At 55.2% G+C, this 22,857-nt stretch carries 24 protein-coding genes; 13 read left to right on the top strand and 11 right to left on the bottom strand.

Annotated elements, in window-relative coordinates; all coding sequences use genetic code 11:
- The first annotated feature begins 30 nt into the window (after positions 1-30).
- The 5 genes from B9K09_RS00445 to B9K09_RS00425 are packed head-to-tail and all read left to right on the top strand — an operon-like array spanning position 31 to position 3,985.
- Positions 31-762, top strand: a complete 732-nt coding sequence (locus B9K09_RS00445) for an SURF1 family protein (protein WP_087514943.1) — start codon at positions 31-33, stop codon at positions 760-762.
- The gene (locus tag B9K09_RS00440; protein ID WP_087514942.1) at positions 737-1,333 is read left to right on the top strand and encodes a hypothetical protein; all 597 of its coding nucleotides are present in this window, start codon (positions 737-739) and stop codon (positions 1,331-1,333) included. Before B9K09_RS00445 ends, B9K09_RS00440 begins: the two co-directional genes overlap by 26 nt.
- 30 nt (positions 1,334-1,363) lie before the next feature.
- Positions 1,364-2,422: a heme A synthase gene (locus B9K09_RS00435; RefSeq protein WP_087518916.1), complete on the top strand. Its 1,059-nt coding sequence runs from the start codon at positions 1,364-1,366 to the stop codon at positions 2,420-2,422.
- A 16-nt stretch (positions 2,423-2,438) separates the two neighbouring features.
- On the top strand, positions 2,439-3,338 hold the full coding sequence (cyoE, locus tag B9K09_RS00430) for a heme o synthase (RefSeq protein ID WP_087514940.1): 900 nt from the start codon (positions 2,439-2,441) through the stop codon (positions 3,336-3,338).
- Positions 3,339-3,349: 11 nt separating this feature from the next.
- On the top strand, positions 3,350-3,985 hold the full coding sequence (locus B9K09_RS00425) for an SCO family protein (RefSeq protein WP_087514939.1): 636 nt from the start codon (positions 3,350-3,352) through the stop codon (positions 3,983-3,985).
- Between the two features lie 52 nt (positions 3,986-4,037).
- On the opposite strand, the gene B9K09_RS00420 is transcribed toward B9K09_RS00425, so the two are convergent.
- A complete protein-coding gene (locus tag B9K09_RS00420) occupies positions 4,038-4,463 on the bottom strand; it encodes a VOC family protein (RefSeq protein ID WP_087514937.1) in 426 nt (141 codons plus the stop codon).
- Positions 4,464-4,575: 112 nt separating this feature from the next.
- Here B9K09_RS00420 and B9K09_RS00415 point away from each other — a divergent pair, with 112 nt between their 5' ends.
- Positions 4,576-5,451, top strand: coding sequence for a LysR family transcriptional regulator (locus B9K09_RS00415; protein WP_087514935.1), 876 nt, complete (start codon positions 4,576-4,578; stop codon positions 5,449-5,451).
- Between the two features lie 87 nt (positions 5,452-5,538).
- Here B9K09_RS00415 and B9K09_RS00410 read toward each other — a convergent pair whose 3' ends face one another.
- From B9K09_RS00410 to B9K09_RS00380, 7 genes are all read right to left on the bottom strand, one after another.
- A complete protein-coding gene (locus B9K09_RS00410) occupies positions 5,539-6,312 on the bottom strand; it encodes a MetQ/NlpA family ABC transporter substrate-binding protein (protein ID WP_087514933.1) in 774 nt (257 codons plus the stop codon).
- Between the two features lie 92 nt (positions 6,313-6,404).
- Positions 6,405-7,070 carry a methionine ABC transporter permease gene (locus B9K09_RS00405; RefSeq protein WP_087514931.1) on the bottom strand — a complete coding sequence of 222 codons (666 nt, stop codon included), beginning with the start codon at positions 7,068-7,070 and terminating at the stop codon, positions 6,405-6,407.
- A complete protein-coding gene (locus tag B9K09_RS00400; RefSeq protein WP_087518915.1) occupies positions 7,070-8,077 on the bottom strand; it encodes a methionine ABC transporter ATP-binding protein in 1,008 nt (335 codons plus the stop codon). The genes B9K09_RS00405 and B9K09_RS00400 overlap by 1 nt, the downstream gene beginning before the upstream one ends.
- Before the next feature lie 253 nt (positions 8,078-8,330).
- Positions 8,331-9,179, bottom strand: coding sequence for a hypothetical protein (locus B9K09_RS00395; RefSeq protein WP_087514930.1), 849 nt, complete (start codon positions 9,177-9,179; stop codon positions 8,331-8,333).
- A gap of 79 nt (positions 9,180-9,258) precedes the next feature.
- Positions 9,259-10,047, bottom strand: coding sequence for a zinc ABC transporter permease subunit ZnuB (znuB, locus tag B9K09_RS00390; protein ID WP_087514928.1), 789 nt, complete (start codon positions 10,045-10,047; stop codon positions 9,259-9,261).
- Entirely contained in the window at positions 10,047-10,838 is a 792-nt protein-coding gene (gene znuC, locus B9K09_RS00385; RefSeq protein WP_087514926.1) for a zinc ABC transporter ATP-binding protein ZnuC, read from the bottom strand. The genes znuB and znuC overlap by 1 nt, the downstream gene beginning before the upstream one ends.
- Entirely contained in the window at positions 10,835-11,320 is a 486-nt protein-coding gene (locus tag B9K09_RS00380) for a Fur family transcriptional regulator (RefSeq protein ID WP_087514925.1), read from the bottom strand. Before B9K09_RS00380 ends, znuC begins: the two co-directional genes overlap by 4 nt.
- 66 nt (positions 11,321-11,386) lie before the next feature.
- Here B9K09_RS00380 and znuA point away from each other — a divergent pair, with 66 nt between their 5' ends.
- Positions 11,387-12,343: a zinc ABC transporter substrate-binding protein ZnuA gene (znuA, locus tag B9K09_RS00375; RefSeq protein ID WP_087514923.1), complete on the top strand. Its 957-nt coding sequence runs from the start codon at positions 11,387-11,389 to the stop codon at positions 12,341-12,343.
- A gap of 58 nt (positions 12,344-12,401) precedes the next feature.
- Here znuA and B9K09_RS00370 read toward each other — a convergent pair whose 3' ends face one another.
- Positions 12,402-13,352 (bottom strand): homoserine kinase, encoded by a 951-nt coding sequence (locus tag B9K09_RS00370; RefSeq protein ID WP_087514922.1) that lies wholly within the window; start codon positions 13,350-13,352, stop codon positions 12,402-12,404.
- A 44-nt stretch (positions 13,353-13,396) separates the two neighbouring features.
- A complete protein-coding gene (locus B9K09_RS00365) occupies positions 13,397-13,681 on the bottom strand; it encodes a DUF2782 domain-containing protein (RefSeq protein ID WP_087514921.1) in 285 nt (94 codons plus the stop codon).
- 166 nt (positions 13,682-13,847) lie between these two features.
- Here B9K09_RS00365 and polA point away from each other — a divergent pair, with 166 nt between their 5' ends.
- The gene (gene polA / locus B9K09_RS00360) at positions 13,848-16,649 is read left to right on the top strand and encodes a DNA polymerase I (RefSeq protein WP_087514919.1); all 2,802 of its coding nucleotides are present in this window, start codon (positions 13,848-13,850) and stop codon (positions 16,647-16,649) included.
- A 348-nt stretch (positions 16,650-16,997) separates the two neighbouring features.
- Here polA and yihA read toward each other — a convergent pair whose 3' ends face one another.
- A complete protein-coding gene (gene yihA / locus B9K09_RS00355) occupies positions 16,998-17,657 on the bottom strand; it encodes a ribosome biogenesis GTP-binding protein YihA/YsxC (protein ID WP_087514918.1) in 660 nt (219 codons plus the stop codon).
- Positions 17,658-17,927: 270 nt separating this feature from the next.
- Between yihA and B9K09_RS00350 the strand changes: the two genes are divergently transcribed.
- The 5 genes from B9K09_RS00350 (at position 17,928) to B9K09_RS00330 (ending at position 22,642) form a co-directional block, all read left to right on the top strand.
- Positions 17,928-18,218, top strand: a complete 291-nt coding sequence (locus tag B9K09_RS00350; protein WP_087514916.1) for a cytochrome c5 family protein — start codon at positions 17,928-17,930, stop codon at positions 18,216-18,218.
- A 46-nt stretch (positions 18,219-18,264) separates the two neighbouring features.
- Positions 18,265-18,870 (top strand): cytochrome c, encoded by a 606-nt coding sequence (locus B9K09_RS00345; RefSeq protein ID WP_087514915.1) that lies wholly within the window; start codon positions 18,265-18,267, stop codon positions 18,868-18,870.
- Between the two features lie 165 nt (positions 18,871-19,035).
- A complete protein-coding gene (locus B9K09_RS00340) occupies positions 19,036-19,665 on the top strand; it encodes a thiol:disulfide interchange protein DsbA/DsbL (protein WP_087514913.1) in 630 nt (209 codons plus the stop codon).
- Between the two features lie 25 nt (positions 19,666-19,690).
- Positions 19,691-20,569, top strand: a complete 879-nt coding sequence (locus B9K09_RS00335) for an endonuclease/exonuclease/phosphatase family protein (protein WP_087514912.1) — start codon at positions 19,691-19,693, stop codon at positions 20,567-20,569.
- Entirely contained in the window at positions 20,570-22,642 is a 2,073-nt protein-coding gene (locus B9K09_RS00330) for a GGDEF domain-containing protein (protein ID WP_087514910.1), read from the top strand.
- Positions 22,643-22,857: the final 215 nt, after the last annotated feature.

Genomic DNA, 22,857 nt, shown 5'->3' with positions numbered 1-22,857 from the left:
CAGCTTCGTCGGGTTACTTAGGCAGATGTCATGATCGGCTTTCGTCCGGGCGTTATTCCAGGCATAGCAGTGCTTATCTTGCTGCCCGTGCTGGTGGGTCTGGGCGTTTGGCAACTCGACCGAGCCGAACAAAAAAGGCAAATGCTGGCCGCTCATCAACTGCAAGAAATCTCCGCGCCGATCAGCCTGAACCAGCTTGAAGGCCAAAAGGACATAGCCTACGTGCGGGTCAAGTTGCAGGGCTCCTTCGATAGCCAGCACAGCCTGCTCTTGGATAACCGTATTCGTGACGGCCACGCAGGCGTTGAAGTACTGCAACCCTTTTACGATCAAATCAGCGGCTTATGGGTACTGCTTAACCGCGGTTGGTTGCCATGGCCCGACCGGCGAATAGCTCCAGCGTTCGACACCCCGGACTCAAGGTTGCACCTCAATGCAACGGTCTATGTGTCATTGGGTGATGGTCTGCAACTACAGGACGTTGCCGCGAGTAGCGCTTGGCCAAGACTGATCACCAAAGTCGACGCCAAAACCCTGTGGCAACAACTCGGTCGAGCAGGCTTGGCTAATGAGCTGCGAATTGAACCCGGGCCCGCTGCATTTGAAACGCAGTGGCCAGTGGTATCGATGAGCCCAGACAAACACGTTGGCTACGCCGTGCAGTGGTTCGCACTGGCGCTGACCCTAATCGGATTGTTCATTTACCTAGGTGTGCATAACGCACGGGAGCCGCACAATGAACCCAAGCATCACCATGCCTGATACAACGCCAAGAAGTCGGGTTACCGGGCGCTTACAGCTGCTGCTGATACTGGCCATCGTGATTGGTCCGATGGTGCTGGCAACGGCCATGTTTTACGGCAATTTCTGGGTACCAGAAAGCCGCAACTACCACGGCGAGCTCCTTGGTACCGGGGAAAACCTCGAAAACCTCGGTGTTAACGGCGCCGAGGATAAACGCTGGCAGCTACTCGTGACCGCACCCAATGCCTGTACGGAAGACTGCAAGAAGCTGGTATTTCTAGCGCGCCAAATCAACATCGGCCTTAACCGCGACGCCACCCGAGCCACTCATACGCTCGCCACCAGCCAGCCGGTTAGCAGTGATTACGACCATCAGCTCAAACGTGAATATCCACAACTTGCCCAGCATTCGCTGGAGTTGTCTCGCTACCAGAAAACCCTGCAACTAACCGGCGCCAAGGCCGAAGAGGCGCAACTGTGGATTGTCGATCCACACGGCAATCTGGTGCTGCGTTATGACAGCAACAACAACGGCAAAGAAACACTAAAAGACTTGCAGCACTTGCTCAAACTGTCGCGCATTGGCTGAAAGCAGATTTGCACTTAGGGAGTGTGCATGATGACTAAACCGGGCTATCGCTTTGCATTGTTTGCCACATTGCTTGCAGCCGTTGTAGTGATATTGGGTGCATATACGCGCCTAAGTCACTCAGGGCTCGGCTGTCCGGACTGGCCAGGTTGCTACGGATTTATCGGCGTACCCATGAGCGAACACGCGCAAGGGCTAGCCCAATCGCGATTCCCAGCTGCACCGGTGGAGGTCGCCAAGGGCTGGGCAGAAATGATTCACCGCTACTTTGCTGGCACCCTTGGTTTAGTGATGCTGGGTTTAGCGGTGCATGCCCTTAGGCAACATGGGCGAGCTGGGCAACCGGTAAAACTGCCGTTACTGTTACTTGGGCTAGTGATTGTGCAAGCCGCTTTCGGCATGTGGACGGTCACCCTCAAGCTTTGGCCACAAGTGGTGACCCTGCATCTACTTGGCGGCTTTGCCACCTTGAGCTTGTTATTTTTACTCACCGTGCGGCTATCGGGTAAGGCACCGACAATCCCCTCAATCCCGCCACGTTTAAGGTTGCTTGCTGGCGCAGCATTGGCCTTGGTTATCGGCCAAATTGCACTGGGCGGCTGGGTCAGCAGTAATTACGCCGCAGTCGCCTGCGTGGATTTGCCCAAATGTCATGGCGAGTGGTGGCCAGCAATGGACTTCGCTAATGGCTTTCACCTCAGCCAGCACATCGGCCCGAATTATCTTGGCGGTCAACTCGACAGTGACGCGCGCACAGCGATCCACATGACCCATCGTGTCGGTGCTCTGCTCGTCACCTGCATGCTCCTGCTTTTAGCTTGGCAACTACGCGCGGCGCGGCTAAAACGGCTGGCGACTGGCGTCTTGCTCGCGCTTGCTGTGCAGGTTTGTTTAGGCATCAGCAATGTCATTTTTCACCTACCACTGCTGGTTGCAGTGGCGCATAACGCCGGCGGCGCGGTGCTACTGATGTGCATGGTCCTGGTTAATTACTGCGTCCGCGTTCCGGCAACTGCTTACGCACGGGCCGCAACTGCGAAAACAGCTTTGCTGCAAAAGTCAGACGTTGTACGAGCGTCTAACGCATAAGAAAAGGGGTAACCGCATGGCAACTCTATTACGCGAACAAGCGACACACCTGAGCTGGCGTGACTTTCTCGAACTGACCAAGCCACGTGTCGTGGTGCTGATGCTGATCACCTCACTGGTCGGTATGTTTCTCGCGACGCGAGCGGGCGTGGCCTGGCAGGTATTGATTTTCGGCAACCTCGGCATTGGTTTATGCGCAGGAGCTGCGGCCGCAGTGAATCATGTGGTTGACCGACGTATCGACTCGATCATGGCTCGCACCCACAAACGTCCCGTAACGTCTGGACGCATGTCACCTGTTCTGGCGCTGAGCTTTGCATTGCTCTTGGCCATAAGCGGAATGTCACTGTTGCTGGCATTTACTAACGAACTGGCTGCCTGGCTGACGCTCGCCTCGCTGCTCGGTTATGCAGTGCTCTACACCGGCTTTTTGAAACGTGCGACGCCGCAGAATATAGTCATCGGCGGCTTGGCTGGCGCAGCGCCACCGCTGTTGGGCTGGGTTGCAGTCACCGGGCATATCAGCGCCGAACCACTGCTGCTGGTATTGATTATCTTCGCCTGGACGCCGCCGCACTTTTGGGCGCTAGCCATCCACCGCAAAGAGGAATACGCCAAAGCCGATATCCCAATGCTGCCGGTCACCCACGGCGAACATTACACAAAGGTTCACATCATTCTTTACACCTGCATGATGTTCGCCGTTACCCTGCTGCCTTACGCTATCCACATGAGCGGCCTGCTGTACTTGGTCTGCGCAGTGGTTTTGGGTGCACGCTTTCTGCAGTGGTCAGTGGTGTTGTACCGTGACAGCAAACCGCACGCGGCAATCAACACCTTCAAGTACAGTATCTGGTACCTGTTTCTGTTGTTCATCGCGTTGCTGGTGGATCATTACTTCTTCTTCAACTTATAGATTTTGGTGCCATGACCCGTACTCAGACTACCGTTTTTGTTCTTGTCGCCGTCATTGCTCTGGTATTGGGGCTCACTGTCAACAAGGTGCTTAGCAGCAAGGGGCAGACCGACCCGACCAAGTTGCTCGATGCCGGTATCGTTTTATTGCCTCAGGGCCGAGACGTGCCGGATCTCGAATTGATTGACCAAAACGCCAAGCCATTCCAGACCGAGCAGCTCAAAGACAAATGGAGCCTGCTGTTCTTCGGCTACACCTTTTGCCCGGACATTTGCCCGGCAACATTAGCGGAGCTGCGTGAACTGAAAAAAATGCTGCCTGAAGAGGCCATAGCCAATCTGCGCGTGGTGTTGGTCAGCGTTGACCCGAATCGGGATACGCCGGAACAACTGAAGAAATACCTCGGTTACTTTGACCCAAGCTTCATGGGCCTGACCGGTGAAGAAAAAACCATCGAAAAACTGGCTAATGGAGTCAGCATTCCGTTTATTCCAGCCGACACCAGCAAGCCCAACTACACCGTTGACCACAGCGGCAATCTGGTGATTATTGGGCCAGACGGCAGGCAGCGTGGCTTTATTCGCTCACCGCTGAATATTCAAAAACTCGCGGCTGAACTGCCAACGCTTTTGACGCAGAAAGATTGATAGCAAGGCCTGCGCAAACTCACGCTGCGGTTTGCGCCTGGCCGGCAGAGGTTTACTTGGCAAACATCTGCGAGAGGTCTTTGAAAGCTTTGAACTCAAGCGCATTACCGCAAGGGTCAAATAAGAACATGGTGGCTTGCTCGCCGACCTGACCTTTGAAGCGCACATAAGGCTCAATCACAAACTCGGTCTGCCGTTCGCGCAACCGTTCAGCCAGCTGTTCCCAATCCTGCCAGCCCAGCACCACACCAAAATGCGGCACCGGCACGTCATGGCCATCGACAGGGTTACTCTGTGCCTGGCTTTGCGAGTCCGTCTTTGGGCTTTCGTGGATGACCAACTGGTGGCCAAAGAAGTCAAAATCAACCCAATGGTCGCTGCTACGCCCCTCGGGACAGCCAAACACTTCGCCATAAAAGTGCCGAGCAGCTTTTAAGTCATAAACCGGAATAGCCAAGTGGAACGGGGCGAGAGCCATACAGATATCCTGTTGAGGTTAACCAATCGTTTCAGTTTAGCTACAGCAAAAATGATTAAAAGCGAATATTATTGCGCCCAAGCTCAAATAAAATTGATCAATCGAGACGCTCATGCTCCGCGAGCTGAAAACTTTTTTACTGGTCGCAAAACATGGCACCTTCGCTGCTGCGGGTCAGCACGCAGGCCTGACGCAATCGGCGGTCAGCGCACAAATGCGCGTGCTTGAGCAGGGCTTGGGCCTGCGCTTGTTTGACCGCAGCGGGCGCGCGGCAGTACTTAATGCCGCAGGCCGACATGCCCTGCCACTGGCTGAACAAATGCTCGGCCTGTTTGCGCAAATGGCTCTGCCGACAGGGCTGGCAGAATGGCGTGGCGAGTTAAAGGTTGGGGCAATTGCCAGCGTTCAAACCGGCTTGCTGCCCGACGCATTGCCGAGCTTCCGTGCTCAGGCGGCACAGGTCGATGTAAAAATAATCCCCGGGGTATCCTTGAACCTGCTCGGCCAGATCGATGCGGGCGAAATTGACCTCGCGCTGCTGATCAAGCCACCGTTTGAGTTACCCAAGGAACTGCTCGAAGTCAGCTTGGCGCGCGAGCCGTTTGTGCTGATTACCCCTTTGTCCGTCAGCGCCGATGAGCCGCTACAGATACTTGCTGAACAACCCTTCGTCCGTTACGACCGGCGCTCGTTCGGCGGCAGGCTGGTGAGTAAGTTTCTGCGTGAGCAGCATATTGATGTGCACGATACCTTGGAGCTGGATGAGCTTGAAGCCATCGTGCGCATGGTTGAGAACGGCATGGGCGTATCGCTGATCCCTCGCGCGGGTTTATGGCTGCAACGGCCGACACAATTGCGTGTAATAGAGCTGGGCCCGCTAACGTTTCACCGCGAACTGGTTGCATTGCTACGCCGTGCCCAGCGCCAGCCAGCGCTCGATTGCTTGCTTGAATGCTTAGCCCAAGCAACTGCAACTGCTAACACCTGAGCACACCGCTAAAACCATAGATTTCAGGCACAAAAAAGCCGCTCTAAAAGAGCGGCTTTTTCATGGGGCTATGGTTGCAGCAATTGATTAGAACGCTGGAACGATCGCGCCTTTGTACTGCTCAACGATGAAGGTTTTAACTTCAGGGCTGTTCAGTGCCTTGGCCAATTTCTGCATGGCTGGGCTGTCTTTGTTGTCTTCGCGGGCAACCAGATTGTTAACGTATGGCGAGTTGCTGTCTTCGATCACCAAAGCGTCCTTGGTTGGGTTGAGCTTGGCTTCCAGCGCGTAGTTGGTGTTGATCAGCGCAAGGTCAACCTGGCTCAGAACACGTGCCAGCGTTGCGGCTTCGAGTGCACGGAACTTGAGGCTCTTCGGATTCTCAACCACATCTTTTGGTGTCGCGAGGATGTTGTTCGAATCTTTCAGCTTGATCAGGCCAGCTTTTTCCAGCAGCAACAACGCACGACCGCCGTTGGTTGCATCGTTCGGGATAACCACGATTGCGCCTTGTGGCAACTCGTCGAGGCTCTTGTGCTTGGTCGAATAAGCACCAAAGGGTTCAACGTGAACGCCAACAACGCTTACCAGCTTGGTGCCACGGCTCTTGTTGAACTCATCGAGGTACGGCTGGTGTTGGAAGAAGTTGGCGTCCAGACGCTTTTCGGCAACCTGTACGTTTGGCTGGACGTAGTCAGTGAACACTTTAATGTCCAGATCGACGCCTTCTTTGGCCAGCGTTGGCTTAACGAATTCGAGGATTTCAGCATGCGGGACAGCGGTAGCCGCGACGCTCAGGGTTTCAGCCTGCGCGGCAAAGGCCGCAACAGTTGCGACAGCAGCAACGAGCAACTTTTTCATCATTTATCTCCTTGTAGGATGTTAAGCGGCGGCTGATAACCGCACTATTCTGTTGGTTAAGCTATTGGGTAACTTGAGTGAACTTGCTGCAATCATTTGCGTGAAAAATGCACCACCAGCTTGTCACCGGCGGTTTGCAGAATCTGCACAAGAATCAGCAATAGCACCACGGTGACCATCATTACGTCTGGCTGATAACGCTGATAACCGTAACGTACTGCGAGGTCGCCAAGACCGCCGCCGCCAATCAGGCCGGACATCGCGGTGTAAGAAACCAAGGTAATTGCAGTCACGGTGATCGCCGCGAAAATCCCGGGCAAGGCTTCTGGCAGCAGCGCGTTGATCACGATCTGTTTGGTGGTTGCGCCCATCGCCTGAGTCGCCTCGATAATGCCTTTATCGACTTCACGCAACGCGGTCTCAACCAATCGAGCGAAGAACGGCGTCGCGCCAACCACCAGCGGTGGAATGGCACCGGCAACACCGAGTGAAGTGCCGGTGATCACCACGGTTACCGGGATCATCACAATCAGCAGGATCACAAACGGCACCGAACGCAGTATGTTAACCAGCAACGAAAGCAGGCCGTAAAAAGCTTTTTGCTCGAACATCTGCCGTGGGCTGGTGAGGAACAACAACACGCCGAGCGGCAAACCAAGCAATACGGTAAACAGCAGAGAACCACCGAGCATGCTCAGGGTATCGAGGCTGGCCTGCCAGATTTCGACCCAGTCGACGTTTGGAAATAGGCTTTCCATTAACGCAGTACCTCCAAGTGAACGTCAGCCGCGGCAAAGCAAGCAATCGCCGCCTCCAGGTCGCCGCCGGTCAGGGCCAAGGTCAACTGGCCGTATGGGGTGTCTTTGATACGGTCGATACGACCGGCAAGAATGCTGTAATCAACACCTGTCTGGCGGGCAACAGTGCCCAGCAGCGGAGCATAGGTGGCGTCACCCTGAAAGGTCAGGCGCAAGATGCGGCCTTCAACATGGGCGAAATCATCGCGCTGCTCTTGTTCATCAACGTGCTCGGATTCCTGCACAAAGCGCTTGGTGGTGCTGTGCTGCGGATGCAAAAACACGTCCGCCACTGGGCCTTGCTCGACAATAACGCCCGCGTCCATCACTGCGACGCGGTCACATACACGGCGGATCACATCCATTTCATGGGTAATCAGCACGATAGTCAGGTTCAGTTCGCGGTTAATCTCAGCCAGCAATTGCAGGACCGATGCGGTTGTTTGCGGGTCAAGCGCACTGGTGGCTTCATCGCAGAGCAGGATTTTCGGCTCGGTGGCCAATGCGCGAGCTATACCAACACGTTGCTTCTGGCCGCCGGATAACTGCGCGGGATACTTCTTCGCATGGTCACTCAAGCCGACGCGGGCAAGCAACTGGGCAACACGCTTGTTGAGATCGGCACGTGACAGCTTGCCTGCCAGCTTCAGCGGCAGGGCCACGTTGTCCGCAACGGTTTTCGATGACAGCAAATTGAAGTGCTGAAAAATCATTCCGACTTGCTGGCGGAAACCGCGCAAGCCGTTGGCGTCCAACGCCGTGACTTCTTCACTATCAATGTCGATGCGACCACCGGAAGGCTCTTCCAGACGGTTGATCAAACGCAGCAGGGTACTTTTACCGGCACCGGAGTGGCCGATAATGCCAAACACTTCGCCACGGGCGATGTTCAAGTCGGTCGGCTGTAGCGCCGTTATCGCTTGGCCATTGACGTGGTACGCCTTATGGACCTGTTGAAAATTGATCACGCGGTAAACCTTTTGGGTCTTCAAGCTGCGGGGTAAGCGCAAAAAGGTTGCGTAGTTTACCCGCTGCTCTATAGGTCTCAAAAATCTTTGTAGACCTATGGTTATAACTAAATCGAACTAACGATCATGATATTCAGCGTAGTTTAGCGGGTCGCCCAATTAATACAGGGCACGCTAGCGATTGACTGCTTACCCACACCAGAGCGGTGTGGCTATGCGGCTTGCGGGCACTGCTTGCTAGCTGTTGGACCGCTTAAAACTTCGGCCGTGGGCTTAGCACCAGACGCGGTACCGAATCTGCTTTGATGGTATAGCTCAGGCTCGCGTTGTAATTGGGGTCAATCCGCTTGATCCGTGCGTTGAGCAATGCTGCAACCCAGGGATAATCTTTACTCTCGCGAACCTGAAGATGTGCGGCGCAGTTGAAGAGCACGACATCAGAAGCCGCTTTGTCGAGCAGGCGGCGCAAGCTGTCGTTGTCGTGGTTATCCAGCATCGGCATCAATACTTGGCTGTTGGCCTCGGATGGATTGATCAATTGCGCCTTGGGTTTGCCCGGAGTTCTATTGCCCACTGGCGGTTCGGCCAAACGCGCAACACCCAACACCGCCGCTTGGGTTTCGGCTGCTTGACGCAGGAGTTGCGCTTGCTCAAGACGGGCAGCTTCAGCCTTGGCGCCTGCTGCGCGCTGTTCTTGCGCGGCGCTAAGCTCGGTCTCCCGGGCTTTGGCGATAGCACCATCCAGGCCAGTGGTCAGCGCGGGGGCTTGCGGCATCATGCTACGCGCACGGCCAAGGGCGGTGGTTGCGGTATGTAGATCGCCACTTTGCAGGGCTTGCTGGCCTTGATGCAGATACGCCTCGGCCAGTTGTCGCTGGTAGGAGTCAAGACGCGTGTCGCCTGCGGCACTGGCCTTCAAGGCATCGAGTTGCTGCTCAGCAGCGGCCAGATCACCGGCGGCAAGGGTTTGGTCGAGCTGATTGAAACCGCTGACCTGCGCGTCAGTCGGCACACTAGCAGCCTCTTGAGGCGCATGTTGGCAGGCCGCCAAAACCAGCAAAGTCGCAACGATAAACAGGCGACGCAACGCTAAAGACATCATGCTGTTAGTCTCGAATTGAACAAAAAACACGCAAGTTTACACCAGCAAGGCGGTAGACCACGAATCTACCACTCAAGTGTCAAGCATGGCGTTTGGGCAACACAAAGCTGAGCAAAAACAGGCTGGCGGCAGAGACTACAATCGAAGGCCCGGCAGGCGTGTCCTGGAACCAGGAAAGACTCAGCCCACCGCACACCGCAACAATACCCAGCAGACTCGCGCCGAAAGCCATTTGCTCCGGCGTTCGGGCGTGACGCTGGGCGGCGGCGGCCGGAATGATCAGCAGCGAGGTAATCAGCAGTACACCGACGATTTTCATCGCCACCGCAATCACTACCGCAATCAGAAGCATCAGGCTCAGACGAATCGCCGCCACCGGCAGCCCTTCGACCTTGGCCAACTCCTCATGCACGGTAATTGCCAGTAATGGCCGCCAAAGTATCGCCAACAGCACCAGCACCAGCGCGCTGCCGCCGAGAATCCAGGCTAAATCAGTCGGGCCGACAGCCAGCAAATCACCAAACAAATAGCCCATCAAATCAATGCGCACGTCATGCATAAAGCTCAGCACCACCAAACCGAGGGACAAGGTGCTGTGCGCCAGAATCCCGAGCAGGGTGTCAGAGGCCAATGGTTGACGGGTTTGCAGGGTCACCAAGAGCGCCGCAATCAGCACGCAGCCGACGGTAACCGCGAACATTGGGCTCACATCGAGCATCAAGCCGAGCGCAACGCCGAGCAACGCCGCATGTGACAGCGTATCGCCGAAATAGGCCATGCGCCGCCATACCACGAACGAACCGAGCGGGCCGGCAACCAGCGCCAATGCCAACCCAGCAACCAGCGCGTTAATTAAAAAATCAGCCATTATTTTTCCGCGCTCCCCGGCGCGTGCCCGCAATCGGGGCCATGTACATGAGGGGTGTCAATGACAACGCCACCATGCAGGTCATGCGCATGGTCGTGATGGTGGTGATAAACCGCGAGGCTCTTGGCATCCTGACCGAACAGCTCGACAAATGCGGGGTCGCCGCTGACTTGTTCCGGGTGCCCTGAACAGCAGACATGGCGATTCAGACAGACCACGTTGTCGGTGGTGCTCATCACTAGGTGCAGGTCATGGGAAACCATCAACACGCCGCAACCATGACGGTCACGCAGGCGAGTGATCAACCGGTACAGCTCAGCTTGCCCAGCCACGTCAACACCCTGGACGGGCTCGTCAAGTACCAGCAACTCAGGCTCACGCAGCAACGCCCGCGCCAGCAAAACCCGCTGCATCTCTCCGCCGGAGACGGTTTGCAATGGGCTGTCGATAACGTGCTCGGCACCCACTTCAGCCAATGCTGCCAGCGCCTTGCGCCGATCCACACCCGGCACCAAACGCAAAAACCGCAACACGGTGAGCGGCAAAGTGGCGTCCACATGCAGCTTCTGTGGCATGTAGCCAACGCGCAACTTAGGCTTACGCCAAACGCTGCCGGTATCGATTTTCAGCAGCCCGAGCACAGCGCGCACCAGCGTTGTTTTACCCGCGCCGTTAGGTCCAATCAGCGTAACAATTTCACCTGGGCTGACGCTGAGCTGCACGTTTTCAAGCACCGCTTGACCAGAAAAGTGAACGCCGACATCTTCAAGCCGAATCAGCGCGCCACTCATTTGGGCTCCCGGCAGGCCGCGCACAAACCAACCACCTCGACTGTTTGGCTTTCGACCGTAAAGCCAATGCTTTTGGCGCTATGGAGAATCGCTTGGCTGATCTTCTCGTGCTCAACCTCAACCGCCACGTGGCAATCGCGACAGATCAGAAACTGGCCCTGATGCGCATGCTCTGGCTGATTACAGCCAACAAATGCGTTAAGCGAGGCGATTCGGTGCACCAAGCCGTTTTCCAACAGAAAATCCAGCGCACGGTAGACCGTAGGCGGCGCAGCGCGGCGACCGTCCTCGTCGCTCAATACGCCGAGAATATCGTAGGCACCGAGCGGTTTATGACTTTGCCAGACCAGTTCCAGCACGCGTTTACGCAACGCAGTCAGACGCGTGCCTTGGCGCAAGCAGATATGCTCTGCTTCAGCCAAAGCATGGCTCACGCAGTGCGAATGGTCGTGGGGACGAGATGCTAGTGGCGTTTGAGTCATGAGCGGCGACGTTTTGGTTGAGAGACGTTATTATATAACCTCTTTGGTTCTTATCGAGTATTTATCGTGTTGCGTGTCAATTCTGCCATCTGTTTATTTCTGACCACCTTCTTATGCAGCGCCGCAGCCCAAGCAGAGGTGCAGGTGCTGACCAGTATCAAACCCCTGCAACTGATTGCGGCAGCCGTGCAAGATGGCGTAGGCAAACCAGATGTACTGCTTCCGCCTGGCGCCTCACCGCATCATTACGCGCTGCGCCCTTCGGACATTCGCCGCGTGCGTGATGCCCAACTTATGTACTGGATTGGCCCTGAACTGGAGAGCTTTCTGCCACGGGTAATGGCCCAACGTGAACGACCCAGTGTTGCCGTACAAACGCTCGCGGGACTAAAACTGCAGCATTTCGACGAGCCCGATATGCATGAGGCGCATGAGGCGCATGAGGCGCACGATCATAGCTCCGATGAGCACGATCATGACCATCAGCCGGGCAGCCTTGATGTGCATTTGTGGTTGAACCCAGTCAATGCTCAGGTCATTGCAGCACGTATGGCCGCTGATTTGAGTGCCGCCGACCCTGCAAACGCCGAGCGTTATCAAGCCAACTTAGCCGCATTCAGCGAGCGTCTGAAAACACTCGATGCCCGTCTAAAAAACCGCCTGATCGCAGCCGAAGGCAAACCCTACTTTGTTTTCCACGAGGCCTATAACTACTTCGAAAACGCCTATGGCCTCGAACATGCTGGCGTATTTAGCGTTTTGGGTGAGGTGCAGCCAGGCGCCAGGCATGTCGACGCGATGCGCGAGCGCTTACAAGAGGCGGGGCCAGCTTGCGTATTCAGCGAGCCACCATTTGTGCCGCGCCTGGCCAAAACCTTGACCGCAGACTTGCCTGTGAATCTAGCCGTACTCGACCCAATGGGCGCTGAGTTGAGCGCCAGCGCAACAGGCTACGAAACGTTGATGGATAACCTGGCCAACGACCTGACTCAATGCCTGAGCAATTTGCCGGCAGCGAAATAGCCCAAGACACTGCACGAAGACAACCGTTTGCCTGCGTTTTAGCGCAGGCATCGCTTACTTACAGGGCAAACGGCAGGTGCAAATCGACGTGCTGGCGATGGCTCAGACGCTGACGAAACTCATCCGGGTCGTGAATCAGCACTTCTTGACCGGCGAATGACTCTGCGGCGATTAACCGCGACAGCCAGAATCGCACACAAGCCACCCGCAGCATGGCTGGCCAAAGCTCAGCCTCACCGGCGGTGAACGGACGCAACGTGGCGTATGCGCCAAGCAGGGCTCGCGCCCGATGCAAGTCAAGCTGGCCGTCTGGCCCTGAGCACCAATCATTGAGAGTGATCGCCAGGTCATACAGCATCGGTCCTGAGCAAGCATTGTAAAAGTCGATCACCCCAGCCAAGTGCGGGCCATCAAACAACACATTGTCACGGAACAAGTCAGCATGCAGGTTCGCCTGTGGCAACGCCTGAATGTGCGCCTTGTGCTGGTTAATTTCAGCCAGCACCGCATTAAGCAACTCAGCTGACTCTGCTGGCAATTGCTCGGCCAGCTTTGGCCCTTGATGCAGCATCCAGTCGAGACCACGATCACTTTTGCGAAGAATTGGCTGTGCACGTGTGGCTAAGTGAATACGCGCCAACAACTCGCCGACTTCCTGACAGTGATGAGCATTCGCCTCGCTTATATGTTTGCCACTCAAGCGCGGCTGCAGCAGTGCGGGCTTATCAGCCAAACTGCGCAGCGCTTCATCGCCGGTTGTGCGCAACGCATAAGGCACAGGCAGGCCCGCCTCATGCAGCACATCAAGCAGCTCGATAAAGAACGGCAGATCTGCACTTGGGCCGCGCTCAATCAGCGTCAGGACGTATTCGCCCTGCTCCAGACTGATAAAAAAGTTGGTGTTCTCACTGCCCGCAGCAATACCTTGGAAGTCGCGCAGGCGACCTAAACCGTAAGGGGCGAGAAATACTTCTAACTCTGGACGTTCCAGAGGGGTAAACACGGACATGTCAAAACTGCCTTTGCGCCTTAAACGTTAACGGTGCTGCTCGACTACCAGCTGAAGATTTCCCATGCAGGAATCAGCATGTCAGGGTCGTCGGAACGGATGAAATTGCCGTCGCTACCATCAGAGCGCACCAAAAAGTACGGCTTGCCGTTCTTTGGAATTACTTTGATCGCATAAAGAAAGCCGTTAACCCGGTACTCCTGCACCGTGCGATCGCCTTCTTGACGGATGGTTACGTCCGGTTCTGCACTGACCGGATCTTCGGCATGCGCCACGGTCGCGCCAAAGCCAAGCAAACCAGCCAGTAACAGGCAGTTAAGTATGCGCATGGTAACCTTGTCCTTTTGTAGTCAACAATGCAGTCATTCTAGTGGTTAGTCGGTCTATAGGGTTAATTGTTGTTCGTCGGTTTTAGAAAAACTGCGTGCAGTTCGGCTACCCTGTTTACGCTCGAACATCATTAAGACTGCCCCCGTCAAAAGGTTAAACCTGCTCATGAGTCAAACCCCTCTGGTTCTGGTCGACGGTTCTTCGTACCTGTACCGCGCCTTCCATGCATTGCCACCACTGACCACCTCAAAAGGTCTGCCCACGGGTGCGGTCAAGGGCGTGCTGAACATGCTCAAGAGTTTGCGCAAGCAATATCCAGACAGCCCTTTTGCTGTAGTTTTCGATGCAAAAGGCGGCACGTTCCGCGATGAAATGTTTGCCGAATACAAAGCTAACCGCCCTTCCATGCCGGATGAACTGCGCGTGCAGATCGAACCGCTGCATGCCAGCGTGCGCGCACAGGGCTTGCCATTGCTCTGCGTTGAAGGCGTTGAGGCCGACGACGTAATCGGCACGCTGGCACGTAAAGCTGCGGGTGAAGGCCGCGATGTGGTGATATCCACCGGTGACAAGGACATGGCGCAGCTAGTCTGCAAGCACGTTACCTTGGTCAACACCATGACCGGAAGCGTCTACGACATCGAAGGCGTTAAAGAGAAATTCGGGGTCGGTCCTGAGTTGATAATCGACTACCTCGCGCTCATGGGCGACAAGGTCGATAACATTCCGGGCGTGCCTGGAGTCGGGGAAAAAACCGCGCTGGGTTTATTAGTAGGTATCGGTGGCGGCCTTGATGTGATCTACGCCAATCTCGACAAAGTCCCTGAGCTGCCAATTCGTGGAGCCAAAGGCTTGCCAGCCAAGCTCGAAGAACACCGCGACATGGCTTACCTGTCTTATCAGTTGGCAACCATCAAGCTCGACGTCGAACTCAACGTTGAGATCGAGGCACTCCACCCGGGCACCGCTGACGTAGAGCAGTTGCTTGAGCTGTATGAAGAGCTCGAATTTAAAACCTGGCGCGATGAACTGCAACGCAAGCACAAAGCGGTAGCGGCCAAAGTAGCAGCGGCGCCGTCCAATGACCTGTTTGCCCTGCCAGCGGATGTCGCCGACGCACCGGCAGATGCCAGCGATGCAGTATCCGCAGCAGGCGGTTATCAGACCGTACTTGAGCAGGCCGACTTTGACGCCTGGCTTGAGAAGCTCAATAAAGCTGAGCTCATCGCTTTTGATACCGAAACCACCAGCGTTGACGCCCAACAGGCGCAATTGGTCGGCGTTTCATTCGCGGTCAGCGCAGGTGAAGCGGCGTATGTGCCGCTGGCGCACTCGTACATGGGTGTACCGACGCAACTGGATCGCGACGCTGTGCTCAAGGCATTGAAGCCGGTCCTCGAAGACCCGAATAAAGCCAAAGTCGGCCAGAACGCCAAGTACGACATTAATATACTGGCCAATGCCTCGACGCCAATCAGCGTGCAGGGCGTCAAGTTTGACACCATGCTGGAGTCCTACGTGTACGACTCCACGGCAACGCGTCACGATATGGACAGCCTTGCGCTCAAGTACCTCGGCCACAGCACCATCCACTTTGAAGATATTGCTGGCAAAGGCGCCAAGCAGCTGACCTTCGACCAGATTTCTCTCGAACAAGCCGGGCCCTACGCCGCTGAAGATGCAGATGTAACCCTGCGCTTGCACCAGGCGCTGTGGGAGAAACTTTCGGCCACGCCGAGCCTGCTCAGCGTGCTCAGTGATATTGAAATTCCGCTGGTACCAGTGCTGGCACGTATTGAACGTCAGGGCGCCTTGGTTGATGCCAAGCTACTTGGCGAGCAAAGCCGTGAGCTGGGTGAAAAGCTGGTAGCGCTTGAACGCCAGGCTTTCGACATCGCTGGCGAAGAGTTCAATCTGGCCTCGCCCAAGCAGCTCGGCGTGATTCTTTACGAGAAACTCGGCCTGCCAATCATCAGCAAGACCGCCAAAGGTCAGCCATCCACCGCCGAAGCCGTACTTGCCGAGTTGGCTGAACAAGACTTCGAGCTGCCCAAAGTGCTGATGCAATACCGCAGCCTGAGCAAGCTAAAAAGCACCTACACCGATCGCTTACCGGAGCAGATCAATCCGCGCACGGGGCGCATCCACACCAGCTATCATCAGGCCGTTGCGGCCACTGGGCGCTTGTCGTCGAGTGATCCGAACCTGCAGAACATTCCGATTCGCACCGCAGAAGGCCGGCGCATTCGCCAAGCCTTTGTCGCCCCCAAAGGCTACAAACTGCTGGCGGCTGACTACTCTCAGATTGAACTGCGCATCATGGCCCATCTGGCACAGGACGCAGGCCTGCTCGACGCATTCCGCCACGACCTGGACGTGCACAAGGCTACCGCTGCCGAAGTATTCGGTGTTGAGCTTGATGATGTCACCCTCGACCAGCGGCGCAGCGCTAAGGCAATCAACTTCGGTCTGATCTACGGCATGAGCGCTTTCGGCCTGGCCAAGCAGATTGGAGTCGACCGCAAACAGTCGCAAGCCTATATAGACCGCTATTTCGCCCGCTACCCGGGTGTTTTGGCGTATATGGAGAGCACCCGCGAAAAAGCCGCTGAGCAAGGCTTCGTTGAGACCATCTTTGGTCGACGCCTTTATTTACCTGAGATCAACGCGAAAAACCCGGCACTGCGTAAAGGCGCTGAACGCACGGCAATTAACGCCCCGATGCAGGGCACAGCCGCCGATATCATTAAGCGCGCGATGATTGCGGTGGATAACTGGCTGACTGAGTCAAAGCTGGATGCCAAAGTCATCCTGCAAGTTCACGATGAATTGGTGCTTGAGGTTCGCGAAGATCTGGTTGATCAGGTTAGCGAGCAAATAAAACAGCAAATGAGCGGCGCCGCAGAACTCGATGTGCCGCTATTGGTCGAGGTCGGAGTGGGTAACAACTGGGACGAAGCCCACTGATAACGCGGCCTCAAGCACGGACGCGAAATAGCGTCCGTGATGCAGACCGCAAAGTTATTAAGAATATAGGCTTATGACTAAAAGTTTTTTAAAAACGACTGAACTTTCTTTTCAAGCAACCAGTCAGAGTTTATGAATGGCCCACAAAGCCATTCATGCTCCTTTGTTGTGTTAAGTGTTGGCAGACATCTGAACCCCGCCCTAGCGGTTCAGACCCTTAAACTCCGAACTTCTCCCTCCCCATATGAAGCTCGGAGTTTTTTTTGCCTAAAGAAAAGTCCACACACCCTAAAAGCCGTGTAACAACTGGGCTGCTGCCAGCGAGCCCGCCATCACTCACACGCTGCTTTAGTCTTCGATTTCGTCCTGCGACGACGCTTCTGCCTCAGACTCATTCAACATCAACCATTCGGCCAGCACCGCTTGCGCATCTTCAACGCCCAGACGCTTGGGTGCGGAAAACAGCTGAATGCTGATCTGCTTGCCCCAACGCTTGTGAATTTCTTGCTGAACCTTCAGCAGCGCGTTCTTGGCTGCACCAAAAGTCAACTTGTCAGCTTTGGTCAGCAAAATATGCAGCGGCATACCGCTGGCTTTCGACCAGTCGAGCAGTAATTGGTCAAACTCGGTGAGCGGATGACGGATGTCCATCATTAAAATCAACCCACGCAGACTTTCACGACTGCCCAGATATGCTTCCAAGTGTTTTTGCCAGTGCAGCTTCAGCGGAATAGGCACCTTGGCGTAGCCATAACCTGGCAAATCGACCAGGCGCCGCTCGTCATCCAGACGGAAGAAGTTCAGCAACTGCGTGCGCCCCGGGGTTTTCGAGGTTCGCGCTAGACTCGCGTGCGTGATGGTGTTCAACGCGCTCGACTTGCCTGCGTTGGAACGCCCAGCAAATGCCACTTCATGACCGTGATCGGACGGACATTGATCAACCTTTGCGGCGCTGATCTGGAAGGTGGCTTTTTGACACAAGCCGATGATCGGGTTCTTTAATTGCATTTAATTGCCTGGTATATCCGGTAAGAGCTTGGGCGGGTGCGGCGCATATTTTGCGCCACGAATGGGTGTGGCCCTTGCGACATTTGCGCGCATCCTGCCTGTGATAGCTGCATCGGGCAAGTCGCGTCGTTTCCGTTTCAGTCCCGTCAGTATATAATGCCGCAGATTTTGTGTGCGCTTTGTCCTTTACTTGGCTAAGTGTGCACGGGAACGAATAAGTTTATCTGCGCATAGAATGCAGGACGTTCCCTCCCTGATGAGGTTGATCTCGTGAAAAAAATATTGCTAGCTGCAGGTGTATTGACACTGTCATTAAACACCCAGGCTGCCCAAGACCCTGAAGCTGTTTACGCGAAAGCGTGTGCTGCTTGTCATAACGGTCAACTGCCTATGGCGCCTACAAAAGGCGACAAGGCTGCGTGGGAGCCGCGTTTGGCCAAAGGTACTGACGCTCTGGTTGCGAGCGTTACCAATGGTCTGAATGCCATGCCGCCACGCGGTTTGTGCATGGACTGCACGGCCGAGGATTACAAAGCGGTCATCAAATTGATGACTGAATAAACCCGGTCTATTACTCTTTCTCTCTTAGCCGTTATTGGATTAGCTGATGAACAAAGTACTCGTGAGTCTGCTGTTGACCCTTGGTATCACTGGTTTGGCGCATGCCGCCGGCGACGCTACTGCTGGTCAGAGCAAAGCCGCTGTATGTGGCGCCTGTCATGGCCCTGACGGCAATAGCCCAGCCCCAAACTTTCCTAAACTGGCGGGTCAAGGCGAGCGCTACTTGCTCAAGCAGATCCACGATATCAAGAACGGTGACCGTACCGTTGTCGAAATGACCGGTATTCTGGATAACCTTTCAGAGCAGGACATTGCTGATATCGCTGCCTTTTACGCCGGCCAGAAAATGAGTGTCGGCGCTGCTGACCCTGAACTGGTCAAGCGCGGTGAGGCCTTGTTCCGCGGCGGCAAACTGGAAGAAGGCATGCCAGCCTGCATCGGTTGCCACTCACCCAATGGCGCGGGTATCGCTGCTGCTGGCTTCCCACATCTAAGCGGCCAGCACGCAACCTATGTTGCCAAACAGCTGACTGACTTCCGTGAAGGCAACCGCACCAACGATGGCGACGCAATGACCATGCGTTCTATCGCTGCCAAGTTGAGCAATAAAGACATCGCTGCCATTTCAAGTTACGTGCAAGGCCTGCACTGAGTCGCGTACACTGCTGAAATGAAGTGTTAAAAAAGGGTGGCAAAGGCCACCCTTTTCTATTTGTTACGCCGCTACAATGGCTGGAACCTCGCAAAAGACTACCGGTCGAACTGACGAACCTGTGATCTACCGCTAGACATCGCTTTTTTGTTCAAGGAGTTTTGCATGCGTAACCTAATTCTTAGCGCCGCCCTGGTCACTGCCAGCCTGTTTGGCCTTTCGGCGCACGCTGAACCAATCGAAGCCGGCAAACAGTATGTTGAGTTGTCAAACCCTGTACCGGTCTCCAAGCCAGGCAAGATCGAAGTAGTTGAGCTGTTTTGGTATGGCTGCCCGCATTGCTACCAGTTTGAATCGACCATCAACCCGTGGGTCGAGCAGTTGCCTGATGACGTCAACTTCGTCCGCGTTCCTGCTATGTTCGGCGGTGTTTGGAATGTTCATGGTCAATTGTTTATCACCCTTGAAAGCATGGGTGTAGAGCATCAGGTTCATACGTCAGTATTCGATGCAATCCACAACCAGGGTAAGAAGCTGGCCACTCCAGAAGAGATGGCTGACTACTTGGCTGGTCTCGGCATCGACCGTGAAGAGTTTCTCAAAACCTATAACTCCTTCGGCGTGAAGAGCCAGATGGAGAAGGATAAGAAACTGGCCATGGCCTACCAGATCAGCGGCGTACCCACTCTGATCGTCAACGGTAAGTACCGTTTTGACATCAGCAGCTCGGGTGGCCCAGAGCAAGCGCTTGAAGTTGCTGACCACCTGATCGCCAAGGAGCGGGCAGCGCAATAAGCGCGCTGGCCCCGAGGCGTTAGTCATGCTGCGCCGCTGGCAAAAGACGCGCCAAATCAACCTGTGTGACCCGCAAGTTAATTTGGCGTGTGAACCGATAAACGAATGGCCTGAAAACGACTGCTTACGCCTACTCAGTTTTAATATTCAGGTAGGTATCAGTACCGAGCGTTATCGCCACTATGTGACCCGTGGTTGGCAGCACATCTTGCCCCATGCGGGGCGCTCACTGAATCTGCAACGTATTGGCGTGCTACTGGCCGATTACGACGTGGTGGCCTTGCAAGAAGCCGATGGTGGCAGCTTGCGCTCAGGCAATATCAATCAAGTTGAGCACCTTGCCCAACTCGGCGCATTTCCTTTCTGGTATCAACAACTTAACCGTAACCTGGGACGTTTTGCCCAGCACAGCAACGGATTGTTGAGCCGTATTCGCCCGACCTTGATAGAAGATCACCCTCTGCCCGGCCCGCCAGGTCGCGGAGCAATACTGCTGCGCATTGGCGAAGGCGATGATGCAATTGCAGTCGTCATGATGCACCTCTCATTGGGCGCTCGGACGCGTACACGGCAACTGGCCTATATCCGCGAATTACTCAGCGGCTATCGCCATCACATTTTAATGGGTGATATGAATACCCATGCCAGCGACTTGCTGCTCAACTCGCCATTGCGCGACCTGGGCCTATTGGCGCCACAAGTTAATGCAACCTTCCCGAGCTGGCGTCCTCAGCGCTGCCTTGATCATATTTTGCTCAGCCCGACACTTGAATTGAAACGCGTTGAGGTTCTGGCTCAGCCTATTTCTGATCATTTACCGGTTGCCGTTGAGATTAGCTTACCGAACACGCGTAACGCCGCAAAGCCGCCTATGGTAATTACATCATCCGCGCGGAAACCTTGAATGAGCACTGATGCTGATCATTGGAAAGACAAGTATCTATCCGGTCTCGAGCAACAAGAAAAGCTAGAGCGCAGCTGGGATATGCGGCTCGACCTGCTGCGCCGTGGCCTGGTGCGTAGCAGCCTCGCAGCAGAAGGCGCGGATAAAGCGGTAGACCAATGCATGCAGGATTTACGTGCCGTACTGCGTAAAAATGATATCGACGCCGGTCTATCCAACCTAATCCCGCACCTTGAGCGCACGGTTCTCGAATCCGAAAAGCAGCGTAAAAAACGTGCTGAACGAATTACCGCCGCTTTGACCGCACTGGTTGATCAACTGTTTCGCCTTGAGCCGCCACGCGAAGTAAGCAAACCATTAAAAGCTTTTGCCAAGAAGCTCGAACGCTCATATGAACACTCCAGTGAGCTACCCGGACTCCTTACCGAACTCAGCAGACTGCAACAACAAACACTGGCTGCACTGGAGAACAAGGACAGCCAACGCCCCGGTTTACTGCAACGCCTGTTTGGCAACCCGCAATCTGTAGCGACTGCACCGGCAATCGCAAACGCCCCGCAAGAGTCGAATGATGCGTTGCCAGCCCCCGCGCCGAGCCACGCCTCAGCCGCACAGCCACTGCCGCCCGCGGAGAACATGCATGAAGCCGTGGCGCTGGTAGAACCTTCTGCCACGTTGGAGCCTGAGCCTGAACAAATACCTGAACCGCTTACAGTTGCGACACAGGCCCAATATTCACTGGAAACGGCAGACAGCGACAGCAAACTCGAAAGCGAGCAGCATGAAGATCAGCCCGCAGCAAACGAGCTAGCGCCAGCAGCGAGCGAAGAACCATTTGAGACCGCTGTCGGCGCCCATACGCCTGCCATAGAGCTTCATGAAGAAGCCCTAGAGCCGATCATTGCTGAGACCGCTACAAATACTGAGCCCGAAGTACCTGTGTACACAGAGGCGCAGCACGAGCTCGCGCCACCGGACCATGCACAGCAGATTGAAACGACTGCCCAACAGCAAGAACCCGAGCCGGTGTACAGCGCAATTGCTGACCACGTTGAAGCAACCCTGCTCGATCTGCTTGCCGAACTGCCGCTGCCCGAGCATCACCAGTCGCAAGCCGAGGCATTAAGCACGCGTATCCGCGCAGGCTTGAACATGTATGAATTGGTCCCGGTACTCGATGACCTTGCGGTACTGATGCGCGTCATCGCAGATGTTGGTCAACGTGAGTTTGAAGGTTATCTAAAGCAACTCAACGAGCGTCTTGCCCACTTTCAGGGTTCGCTCAAAGAGACTCATGAGGGCTACGTTGAGGCCGTTAATACCGAGCGCGCATTAGATACAGAGTTACGCGAGCAGGTTGATGGCCTGAATGTCAGCGTGCAAGAAGCCACCGACCTCAGCAACCTCAAAGGCCTGGTTGAGAACCGTCTCAGTGGCTTGCTTGGCACCATGGAGCAGTATCAATCCCAGCGCGATGAACGTGAGCGGCAAGTTACTGAGCACTTGCAGGCACTCGTTGAACGTGTTGCAAGCATGGAGCAAGAAGCGACCGGTTTCCGCCAGCACATGGAAGAACAGCGGCAAAAAGCCCTGATTGACCCACTCACTGGATTGCCAAATCGCGCAGCGTGGGGCGAGCGCCTGGAAATTGAGCTTGCTCGCTGGCAGCGCTACAACGGCCACTTGTTGCTGGCGATCATCGACATTGACCATTTCAAACGAATCAACGACGACTACGGACACTTGGCTGGCGATAAGGTGCTTAAAATCATTGCCGGAGAGCTGCAAAAACGCATGCGCAAGTCTGATTTCATCGCCCGGTTCGGGGGTGAGGAGTTTGTCGTGTTGCTGCCGTCAACTCCGTTGGAAGGCGGTCTGCAGTTGTTAGAAACCCTGCGCAGCGCCATTGAAAAGTGTCCGTTTCACTTCAAGGGCGAGCCGGTCACGATCACCTTATCGGCAGGCATCAGCGCCTTTGCCGAAGATGAGCCTAGCGACGAAGTCTTTGAGCGCGCTGACCAAGCGCTGTATCGCGCCAAGAACCTGGGGCGCAACCGTGTCGAACAGGGCTAGGAACACAAACGTTGCTTCGCCTCCGCTAACGCTTGCCACCGGGCAGCATCGCGCGCCCTCAAGACCGGCAAACTCGTTGTAGGGTGACAACGGGGTGGATCCACCCAGATTGAATTAAAACCCGGCCGACAAAGACTGTTGCGCCGAAGATGGCTAAACTAGCCCAAGGATGATGGAGTGATGCATGGATCTTTAAGCATCTCGGTTTTGATATT

It is taken from the genome of Pseudomonas sp. M30-35 (genome assembly GCF_002163625.1).
In the GTDB taxonomy this organism is placed as follows: domain Bacteria; phylum Pseudomonadota; class Gammaproteobacteria; order Pseudomonadales; family Pseudomonadaceae; genus Aquipseudomonas.
The sequence above is the reverse complement of the archived record's forward strand: the minus strand, read 5'-3'. Positions and strand labels throughout refer to the sequence as shown.